7 protein-coding genes are annotated in these 8,954 nt (G+C 68.5%); 5 read left to right on the plus strand and 2 right to left on the minus strand.

Going from position 1 to position 8,954, the window contains the following annotated elements; genetic code table 11:
- Position 1 precedes the first annotated feature (1 nt).
- Both VG296_RS25320 and VG296_RS25325 read right to left on the minus strand, forming a co-directional pair.
- Positions 2–2,155 (minus strand): 3-hydroxyacyl-CoA dehydrogenase NAD-binding domain-containing protein, encoded by a 2,154-nt coding sequence (locus VG296_RS25320; RefSeq protein WP_325569857.1) that lies wholly within the window; start codon positions 2,153–2,155, stop codon positions 2–4.
- 61 nt (positions 2,156–2,216) lie between these two features.
- A complete protein-coding gene (locus VG296_RS25325; protein WP_325569859.1) occupies positions 2,217–3,431 on the minus strand; it encodes an acetyl-CoA C-acetyltransferase in 1,215 nt (404 codons plus the stop codon).
- A gap of 151 nt (positions 3,432–3,582) precedes the next feature.
- Here VG296_RS25325 and VG296_RS25330 point away from each other — a divergent pair, with 151 nt between their 5' ends.
- From VG296_RS25330 to VG296_RS25350, 5 genes are all read left to right on the plus strand, one after another.
- Positions 3,583–4,800 (plus strand): TetR/AcrR family transcriptional regulator, encoded by a 1,218-nt coding sequence (locus tag VG296_RS25330; RefSeq protein ID WP_325569861.1) that lies wholly within the window; start codon positions 3,583–3,585, stop codon positions 4,798–4,800.
- Between the two features lie 28 nt (positions 4,801–4,828).
- Positions 4,829–5,707, plus strand: a complete 879-nt coding sequence (locus VG296_RS25335) for an enoyl-CoA hydratase-related protein (protein ID WP_325569863.1) — start codon at positions 4,829–4,831, stop codon at positions 5,705–5,707.
- On the plus strand, positions 5,707–6,855 hold the full coding sequence (locus VG296_RS25340) for an acyl-CoA dehydrogenase family protein (protein ID WP_325569866.1): 1,149 nt from the start codon (positions 5,707–5,709) through the stop codon (positions 6,853–6,855). Before VG296_RS25335 ends, VG296_RS25340 begins: the two co-directional genes overlap by 1 nt.
- 144 nt (positions 6,856–6,999) lie before the next feature.
- The gene (locus VG296_RS25345; RefSeq protein ID WP_325569868.1) at positions 7,000–8,232 is read left to right on the plus strand and encodes an amino acid ABC transporter substrate-binding protein; all 1,233 of its coding nucleotides are present in this window, start codon (positions 7,000–7,002) and stop codon (positions 8,230–8,232) included.
- Positions 8,233–8,235: 3 nt separating this feature from the next.
- The coding region (locus VG296_RS25350) for a branched-chain amino acid ABC transporter permease (protein ID WP_325569870.1) at positions 8,236–8,954 on the plus strand (719 nt) is incomplete at its 3' end.

Consider the following 8,954-nt stretch of genomic DNA (forward strand, 5'->3'; position numbering starts at 1 on the left):
GCTAGCGCCTCGCGGCCATCTCCACCAGTGGGCCGGGGATGGCGAAGCGCTCGCCGTATCGGTTGGCGAGTTCGCGTGCGCGGGCGATGAAGCCCGCGGTGCCGCCTGGGTACTGGTTGATGTATTGGATGACGCCGCCGGTCCAGCCGGGGAAGCCGATGCCGAAGATGGAGCCGATGTTGGCTTCGGGAACGGAGCGCAGGACGCCTTCCTCGAAGCAGCGGAGGGTGTCGATGGCCTCGGCGAAGAGCATGCGCTCGGTCATGTCCTGGAAGGGGATCTCGTGACCGGCTTTGGTGAAGTGCTCGACCAGGCCCGGCCACAGCCCGGTGCGTTTGCCGTCCACGTATGTGTAGAACCCTGCGCCGGTGGAGCGGCCCTTGCGGTCGAACTCGTCGATCATCCGGTCGATGACTGCCTCGGAACCGTGCTTGCGCCACTGCCCGCCCTCGCTCTCGAGCGCGGCGATGTACTCCAGGCGGATTTTGCGCGGCAAGGTCAGCGTCAGCTCGTCCATCAGCTGTAAGGCCGGGGCCGGATAGCCGGCCTGGAGCGCGGCCTGCTCGATCGATGCGGGGTGGATGCCCTCGCCGAGCATGGCCATGGCTTCTTCGAGGAATTTGCCGATGACGCGGCTGGTGAAGAAGCCGCGGCTGTCGTTGACGACGATCGGGGTCTTGCCGATCTGAGCGGCGAGGTCGAGGGCCTTGGCCAACGCGGCGTCAGAGGTCTTCTCGCCGACGACGATCTCGAGTAGCGGCATCTTGTCGACGGGGGAGAAGAAGTGAAGTCCGATGAAATTCTCCTGGTCCCGCACACCGCTTGCGAGCGTGGTGATGGGCAGGGTCGAGGTGTTGGAGCCGAGCAGCGCACCGGGGGCGACGATGTCCTCGATCTCCCGGAACACCTTCTTCTTGACCTCGGGGTTCTCGAAGACCGCTTCGATGACCAGATCGCAGCCGTGCAGATCCGCGGCGTCGGCCGCCGGGTTGATCCGGGCGAGCACCTCGTCGGCGCGCTCGCGGCTGGTCTTCGTGCGTGCTACGGCCTTGTCCAGCAACTGCGCCGCGTAGCCCTTGCCCTTCTCGGCGGCCTCGACGGTGACGTCCTTGAGTACCACGTCCATGCCGCCTTGCGCGCAGACGTAGGCGATGGCGGCGCCCATCATCCCCGCGCCGAGCACCCCGACTTTGGTCGCGCGCCAGTTGTCGTGCCCCGGGGGGCGGCTGCCGCCGCCGTTGATGTGCTGGAGGTCGAAGAAAAAGGCCTGAGTCATGTTCTTCGCGATCTGGCCGGTGACCAGCTGCACGAAGTAACGGCTCTCGATGGTGAAGGCGGTTTCGATGTCGACCTGCGCTCCCTCGACGGCAGCGGCCATGATGTTGCGCGGTGCCGGGTAGTTCGCGCCCTTGAGCTGCTTGCGCAGATTCGCCGGGAACGCCGGGAGGGCGGCGGCGAACGCCGGAGTGGACGGCGTGCCGCCCGGGATCTTGTAGCCCTTGACATCCCAGGGCTGCACGGCCTCAGGGTTCTCCTTCACCCATTGCCTCGCCCGGGCCAGCATTTCCTCGGGCGTGCCGACGACCTCGTCGATCAGCCCGATCTCCAGGGCGGCGGGCACCGCGTGGCGCTGTCCCCTCAGCAGCACGTCGGTCAGGGCGCTGGTGATGCCGAGCATGCGCACGGTGCGCACCACGCCGCCGGCGCCGGGCAGCAGTCCGAGGCCGACCTCGGGCAGGCCGATCTGCGCGCCCGGGGTGTCGAGGGAGATCCGGTGGTGGCAGGAGAGGGCTATCTCGAGACCGCCGCCGAGCGCCGTGCCGTTGATGGCGGCGGCCACCGGACGTCCGAGCGTCTCCAGCCTGCGCAGCATTGCCTTGGTGCGGGTGGAGAACGCGAGCACCTCCGCGGCGTCCTCGGGCCTCGCCTTTATCAGCTCTTTGAGGTCGCCGCCCGCGAAGAAGGTCTTCTTCGCCGAGGTGATCACCACGCCGGCGATCGTGTCCTTCTCCGCCTCGAGCCGGTCCAGCAGTCCGGCCAGGTCGTTGAGGAAGGCCTGGCTCATCGTGTTCGCCGACTGGCCGGGGGCGTCCATGGTCAGGACGAGAACGCCGTCCTCGCCCTGATCCCAGCGGAAGTGGGTGTGCTCGGTCATCGCTGAAGTCTCTCGTCTCGTCTCGGTGGTCGCGGTCGGGTAGCCGGCTGATTCGCCGGATTCACAGGCGCTCGATGACGGTGGCGATGCCCATGCCGCCGCCCACGCACAGGGTGCAGAGGCCGTAGCGCTGCCCGCGCCGCTCCAGCTCGTCGATCACCGTGCCCACCAGCATCGCGCCGGTCGCGCCCAGCGGATGGCCCAGCGCGATCGCTCCGCCGTTGACATTCACCTTCTCCAGCGGGATCTGAAGATCCTTCGCGAAGCGCATGACGGCCGCGGCGAACGCTTCGTTCATCTCGAACAGATCGATGTCCTCGACGGTGAGCCCGGCTTTGGCGAGCGCTTTGCGGGTGGCCGGGACCGGACCGGTCAGCATGATCGTCGGGTCCGAGCCGGAAAGGGCGGTGGCGACGATGCGCGCCCGCGGCCGCAGCCCTGCCTCCAGGCCTGCCTGCTCGCTGCCGATAAGTACCAGGGCGGCGCCGTCGACGATCCCGGAGGAGTTGCCCGCGGTGTGCACGTGCTCGATCCGCTCGACCCAGTGGTACTTCTGCAGCGCCACCGCGTCGAAGCCGCCGACATCGCCGATCTGGGCGAACGAGGGCGGGAGCGCGGCGAGTGCCTCGAGCGTGGTGCCGGGCCGGACGTGCTCGTCGTGCTCGAGGATTATCAGGCCATTCACATCACGAACCGGAGCCACCGAGTCCTTGAAGTACCCTGCCGCCTGCGCCGCCGCGGCGCGCTCCTGCGACCTCAGGGCGTAGCCGTCCACGTCCGCACGGGAGAAGCCCTCGATGGTCGCGATCAGATCCGCGCCGATGCCCTGCGGGATGAAGTAGGTGTCGTACGCGGTGGCCGGGTCCAGCGGCCACGCCCCGCCGTCCGAGCCCATCGGGACCCGGGACATCGATTCGACCCCGCCGGCCAGGACGAGTTCCTCGGAACCGGCGCGCACCTTCTGCGCCGCGAGGTTCACCGCCTCGAGGCCCGACGCGCAGAACCGGTTGACCTGCACACCCGTCGTGGTGTCCGGCAGCCCCGCCAGCAGCGCCGCGGTCTTGGCGATATCACAGCCCTGATCACCCACCGGGGTGACCACGCCGAGCACCACGTCCTCGATCAGCCCGGGATCCAGGGCGGGGTTGCGGCGCCGGACCTCGTCGATCAGTCCGACGACGAGTGACACGGGTTTGACCCCGTACAGCGAACCGGACTTCTTGCCCCGGCCCCGAGGGGTCCGGATCGCGTCGTAGACGAATGCCTCAGTGGTCACGGAGACGCTCCTTTGCGTGCCGATCGATCCGCGCTCGGTGCCGAAACTGCCTAATGGCTATTAACCTGACTGATCGCACTACTTGCTGTCAAGGGAAAGTTGCGCCTACCATCTGCCTAGTCACGATTAACTTCAGGAGAGGAACCGCGGCATGCCGACGCCGGGCCCCCCTCGGCGATCCCGGCGCGAGCAACTCGCCCGGATCGCCGCCGAGCTGTTCGCGCAGAAGGGGTTCCACAACGTCTCGGTCAACGACATCGCCGCCGCCGCCGGGGTCAGCGGCCCGGCGATCTACCGGCACTTCCGGAGCAAGCAGGCGATTCTCGTCCACCTGCTGTGCGAGGGCCTCGAGGAGACCGCCGAGCTCGTCGAGCGGAGCCTGGGCGATCGAGCCGCCCCGCACGGCGCACCGTCGCAGCAGCGGCTGGCGCAGGTGTACGCACAGCTCGCCGCGTTCGTCGTCAGGCACCCGGATTTCGGCGTCTTGTGGCGGCGCGAGGGGCGGTATCTGAGCACTGAGGAAAGGGTGAGTGTGGCGGACGTGTCGGCGCGTGGCGTGATTCCGCTCGTGCGCGAGCTCCACCTCTTGCGGCCGGAGCTGCCCGAATCGGACGCCGAACTGCTGACCTGGGCGGCGTTGAGCGTCTTCGGCAGCATCTCCGACCACCGCGTTCGGCCGCCGCAGGCGGAGCTGGAGCGATTGTTGACGGCAACCGCCCTTGACCTGCTCGCCGCGGATCTGCCCGTACCGGGCGAAGTGGAAAGCCCGATCCGGACGGCGGCGTCGATCGCGGAATCGCCCGGCCTCGACACCCGAAGGAAGCAGTTGCTCGCCGTCGCCGCCCGGCTGTTCCGCGAGCGTGGATACCACGCGGTGACCGTCGAGGACATCGGCGCTGCGGCCGGGATCGCCGGACCGAGTATCTATAGCCACATCGGCGGCAAGATGGAGCTGCTGCAGGCCGCCGCGAACCGGATCGGGGAGCGGCTGGACGAGGCCGTGGAACAGGTGCGGGCGGCCGATCTGCCTCCCCGAGCCGCACTCGAACTGTCCGTCGGCGCCTACGTGGATGTCGTGATCGGGCACCGCGATCTGGTGGCCGCCTATTTCCGCGAGGGCCACAACCTCCCGGACCGGGACCGCACGGAGGTGCGCCGCTGGCAGCGTGCGTACACCGAGTTCTGGGCCGAACTGGTCGCGGCGGCCTCACCGGAGCAGCCCTCCAAGGAGACCCGCATCCGGGTCCACGCCGCGTTCGCCGTCGTCAACGACCTCGCTCAGACAGGGCGTTTCATCGCCCGCCCGCGCCTCGCGCAGGAGCTGCGGACCCTGATGATGCGCACGCTCCTCGCCGCCGACCCGCCATGACCAGCGCACCAGACTGCGGAGGAGTCCGATGGAGTACACGCAGATCGCTTACGAAGCGCACGAAGGTATAGCGACCGTCACCCTGGACCGTCCTGAGGCCCGCAACGGCTACACGGTCCGCATGGCCGACGAGGCGGCTCACGCACTGCGCGCGGCGATCGCGGACGAGGAGGTCCGTGTCGTGGTGCTCACCGGCGCGGGCGAGGACTTCTGCGTCGGCGCCGATCTGAGCGGCGGCGGCCTCGGCGTCACGGAGGCGGACGACCCGGCCCCGGCCGCCTCGTCGCCGTGGACCGAGCCCGCGACCCGGGTCACCCGGCTGCTCTACGGAAGTGAGAAGCCGGTCATCGCCGCGGTGCGCGGCGCCGCGGTCGGGGTCGGCTCGACGATGATCCTGCCGGCCGACTTCCGGATCGCCGCGCAGGACAGCAGGTTCGGCTTCGTCTTCTCCCGCCGCGGCATCTACCCGGAGGGCGGCTCGACGTGGTTCCTGCCCCGGCTCGTCGGCATGGGCCGCGCCATGGACTGGATGATCAGCGGACGCCTGATCGGCGCCGACGAGGCCCTCAAGGCCGGGCTCGTGACCGCGCTTCAGCCGTCCACGGATGTTCTCGACGCGGCCTACGAACTGGCACGCGAACTCATCGCCAGGACGGCGCCGGTCTCGACCGCCGTGATCCGCCAAGCCCTGTACCGGATGGGCCCCCTGGACTCTCCGGAGCCCGCCTTCGCCCTGGACTCCCGGCTCATCGCGAGCTGCGCGCAGAGTGCCGACGCGGTCGAGGGCGTTCGCTCCTTCCTGGAGCGCCGACCGCCCGCGTTCACCGGGACTGTGGACAAGGACCAGCCGGACTTCCTGCCGTGGCGCGACCCCGACCGCACCGACTTCGTGGAAGGAGAGGACTGATGGCCGAACGCCCCCGCTGGAGCGACGACGAGCTCGAAGCCGTTCGCGCCCTGGCACGCACGTACTTCGAGAAGGAGGTCGCCCCGAACGAGGAGAAGTACGCCGCGCAGGGGCACCCGGACAAGAGCCTCTATGTCCGTGCCGGTCGGCTTGGGCTGTCGGGAATGTCGGTGCCCGAGGAGTACGGCGGCGGCGGAGGCACCTTCGCCAATCTGGCCGTCCTGATAGCGGAGCAGGTCAGGGCCGGCGCTGACAGTCTCGGCTTCGCGGTGAGCGAGGGGATCGTCGCGCACTACCTCCTCGCCTACGCCGCCGAGGAGCAGAAGAAGCGGTGGCTGCCCAAGCTGTGCAGCGGAGAGTGGGTGGGCTCGATCGCGATGACCGAACCCGGCACCGGTTCAGACCTCCAGGCTATAGCCACTCGCGCAAGACGTGTCGGTGACGAGTATCTCGTCACCGGTGCCAAGACCTTCATCTCCAACGGCCGGCTGTGCGACCTATTGATCATCGCGGCCAAGACCGACACCTCGTTGGGCGCCGCGGGTGTGTCCCTGCTGGTCGCCGAGGTCGGTGACGACACCCCCGGTTTCTCCCGCGGACGGATATTGCGCAAGCTCGGCCAGAAGAGCCAGGACACCACTGAGCTGTACTTCGACGAACTGCGCGTCCCCGCCGCGCACCTGCTCGGCGGGCAGGAGGGACACGGCTTCTACCAGCTGATGGAGCAACTGCCGCAGGAACGGCTGCTCACCGCGATCATCGGGCAGGCGATCACCGAGGCCGCCGTGGCGCTCGCGGTCGATTACACGAAGGAGCGCCAGGTATTCGGGCGACCCTTGTTCGCACTGCAGAACACCCGCTTCGAGCTCGCCGAGTGCGCCACGATCGCGCGCGTCAACGGCGTCTTCCTCGACGACTGCATCGAGAGGCACCTGCGCGGCGAACTCGACGCCGCCAACGCCTCGATGGCCAAGTACTGGATCACCGACCGCACCGGCGAGGTCGTCGACCGCTGCCAGCAGCTGTTCGGCGGATACGGGTACTGCGTCGAGTACCCGATCGCCCGGCTGTCCGTGAACAACAGGGTTCTGCGCGTCCTCGCCGGGGCCAACGAGATCATGAAGGAACTGATCGCCCGTTCGCTGTGACGACGGGCCCCGCCATCCACCGGTCTTGACGCGAGCTGGGTACGCAGTACCCTAACGGCAACAGTGTTCCCAATGAGGAATCACTGTTACCAACAGCGGTGGGCAGGACCCGGGAAGCTTTCAAGGAAGAAGGCGATGCGAACCATGAGATCCACCGTGAGACGGTCCGCCTGGGCTGTGCCCGTATGCCTGGCGGCATTGGCGGCAGGCGCCTGCTCGGCCTCGCCGGCCTCGTCGCAGGGCGGGGGCGCGAACTCCTCCCCGCTGGTCGTCGGGGTGTCGATGTCGCTCTCCGGCGACCTCGCCGACCTCGCCGGGCCGGCCGAGAAGGGCTACCAGCTGTGGGCCGACACCGTCAACGCGCAGGGCGGGCTGCTCGGACGCAAGGTCAGCCTGAAGATCGTGGACGACGCCTCAAGCCCGACCCAGGTGGTCACCAACTACGAGAACCTGATCACGGCCGACCATGTCAACCTCGTCTTCGGCCCCTTCTCCAGTCTGCTCACCATCCCGGCGGCCTCGATCGCGAAGCGCTACGGCTACGCGTTCATCGAGCCCTCGGGCGGCGCTCCCCAGGTCTTCGACCTGCATATGAACAACCTGTTCCTCGCCCAGCCCGCGCCGATCGTGAGCTCGGGGGACGCGTTCGCCGGCTACATCCTCTCGCTGCCGGCGGATCAGCGCCCGAAGACGGCCGCCTACCCATCGGCCGACGACCCGTTCACCTCCGCCATCGTCGCGCGCATCCAGCAGCGCCTGCAGGCGGCCGGCATCAAGACGGTGTACTCGCAGACCTACGCCGCCGAGACCGTCGACCTGAGCCCCGTGGTGACCCGGCTGGTCTCGGCCAAGCCGGACCTGATCGTCTCGGGGACCGGCGGCGCCGACGCGGTCGCCGAGGTCAAGGGCATGGTCCAGGCGCACTGGACGCCCAAATACGTGTTCTTCACCGGCGGACCGAACGACCCGACCTTCCCGGCGAGCGTCGGAGCGGGCAACGTGAACGGGATCTTCGGCGCGAGCGACTGGGTCCCGCAGGCCAAGACCACGGGCAACGCCGCCTTCATCAAGGCCTACATCGCCAAGTACGGCGGCACCGCGGCCGGCATCGACCCCGCCGCGGCCGAGGCGTACGCCTGCGGCCAACTGCTCCAACTGGTGGCCCAACGCACCGGCAAGATCGACAACGCGACCATCATCTCGGCACTGCACAGCGGCAGTTGGCCCACCGTCGAGGGCGACCTCACCTGGGACGCCAACGGCACACCGCAGGGCGCCGACTCCGTCGTGCAATGGATACAGGGGCAGCTGTTGCCCGTGTACCCGCCGAGCCAGGCGCTCGCCAGCCCGATCGCCAAGCCGTACTGGGCGGGATGACCCGTGCATCTGTTCCTCCAGGCCACGATCGCCGGAATCCTGATCGGCGGCGTCTACGCGCTGCTCGCCAGCGGCCAGGCGATGATCTTCGGGGTCGCGCGCACCGTGAACTTCGCCCAGGCGATCTTCGCGATCCTCTCCGCCTATCTCAGCTACACGCTCTTCGGCGACCTCGGCATCGATCCGTTCCTGTCCGTGCTGATCCTCATTCCGGTGATGTTCGTCCTCGGATACGTGATCTACGCGGTCCTGCTGCGTCCGTTGAACAAGTCGAGCGCCGAGCTCGGCCTGCTGGTCCTGTACGCCCTGGCCATCGGGATCCAGGGCGTGCTGGACTTCTCCTATCAGACCAACATCCGCGTCATCGCCCCGGCCTACGCGAACTACTCGTGGACCGTGGCCGGCTACCAGATCCCCGAGGTGCGGTTCTTCGCCTTCCTCCTCGCGGTGGTCGTGCTCGGCGCGCTGCACCTGATCCGCCAGTACACCAAGCTCGGTCGGGCGCTGCGCGCCGCCTCGCAGAACCCGGTCGCCGCCCGGCTGCTCGGCGTGGACGTGGACCGGATCTCGGCCGTCGGCATGGGTCTCGGGGTGGCCTCGGCAGCGGCCGCCGGAGCGGCGTTCGGCATGGTCATCCCGTTCAACGGCAACAGCCAGTACGACCTGCTGTCCAAGCTGCTCTCGATCGGAGTGCTCGGCGGCATGGCGAGTATGCCGGGGAC

Origin of the sequence: Actinospica sp. (assembly GCF_035552695.1) — a bacterium.
Lineage (GTDB): Bacteria > Actinomycetota > Actinomycetes > Streptomycetales > Catenulisporaceae > Actinospica.

Bases quoted from the DNA above. Each gene is read 5' to 3' on its own strand.
- VG296_RS25320 (WP_325569857.1), bottom strand. From the start codon at position 2,155: ATGACCGAGCACACCCACTTCCGCTGGGATCAGGGCGAGGACGGCGTT.
- VG296_RS25330 (WP_325569861.1), top strand. From the start codon at position 3,583: ATGCCGACGCCGGGCCCCCCTCGGCGATCCCGGCGCGAGCAACTCGCC.
- VG296_RS25335 (WP_325569863.1), top strand. From the start codon at position 4,829: ATGGAGTACACGCAGATCGCTTACGAAGCGCACGAAGGTATAGCGACC.
- VG296_RS25340 (WP_325569866.1), top strand. From the start codon at position 5,707: ATGGCCGAACGCCCCCGCTGGAGCGACGACGAGCTCGAAGCCGTTCGC.
- VG296_RS25345 (WP_325569868.1), top strand. From the start codon at position 7,000: ATGAGATCCACCGTGAGACGGTCCGCCTGGGCTGTGCCCGTATGCCTG.